Below are 851 nucleotides of genomic sequence, written 5' to 3'. Positions count from 1 at the left end.
CGTCGCTCGGCGTGGGCAGCAGCGCAGCTTGGCCAGGATTTTCCAGGTCTTGAGTGTGTGGCGATGGCTCGTTCGCCGCGGGCGCGGATTTTTGCGTGCGCCCGGTTGATCGTCTTCTGCCGGCGCGACAGCTTCGGTCTGAACCGGCGCCGCTTGAAGGGGGTGCGCACGCTGCCGCGGGCGCCTTGGTAGCCCTTGTCGGCGAAGGTCATTACCTGCGCGTTGGTCGGCGCGTCGATGATGCCGTGGGCGCGGGCGGCGGTGAGGTCGTGCGCCGAGCCCGGCAGTGCCGGTGAGGCCCACACGAGCCGGCCGGCGGCGTCGGCGATGACCTGCAGGTTCACGCCGTGCCGCTTGTGTTTACCGGAGTAGTACGGCTTCTGGTCGGCGATCCGGTCGATCGGGATCAACGTGCCGTCCAGGATCGCGTACGCCAGGCGTCGGATGCGCTGCATCGCCGTGGCCAGGTCCTCGGCGGCCGCGGCGAGCAGCGTGATCGCTTCCTGCACGTAGCGCCGGGCCGTGGCGACTCCGATGGCGAACCCGGCAGCGAGTCGGGTGTAGGTGTCGCCGTTGCGTAGGTGGGCCAGGGCGAGCAGCGCCTGCCGGCCCGGTGTGAGGCGTCGCCATCGGCAGCGGCGTTGGTTACGGTGCGCTCGGATGCGGTCGGCGAGGTGGTTCAGGGTCCGGCTGGACAGCGGGATCGTGGAGGGGTAAGACAGCACAGGCGAGGCTCCCGGTCGGGGCATCGGATCTTGGTCGACTGCTGTCTTACCTGGAGCCTCGCCTTCATCGATGTTCGGGCTGCCTGCACCCACCATGAGCTGCAAGATCAGCTTGGAAAAGGCTCA

1 pseudogene is annotated in these 851 nt (G+C 68.6%); it reads right to left on the bottom strand.

The features are described from left to right. Positions 1–725, bottom strand: a pseudogene (locus tag FXF52_RS41180) (transposase family protein); the annotation flags it as partial. Between the last annotated feature and the right edge of the window lie 126 nt (positions 726–851).

Origin of the sequence: Micromonospora sp. MP36 (assembly GCF_008119785.1) — a bacterium.
Taxonomy (GTDB): domain Bacteria; phylum Actinomycetota; class Actinomycetes; order Mycobacteriales; family Micromonosporaceae; genus Micromonospora.
Note: the sequence above shows the minus strand (reverse complement) of the source record. Positions and strands in the feature narration are given on the sequence as shown.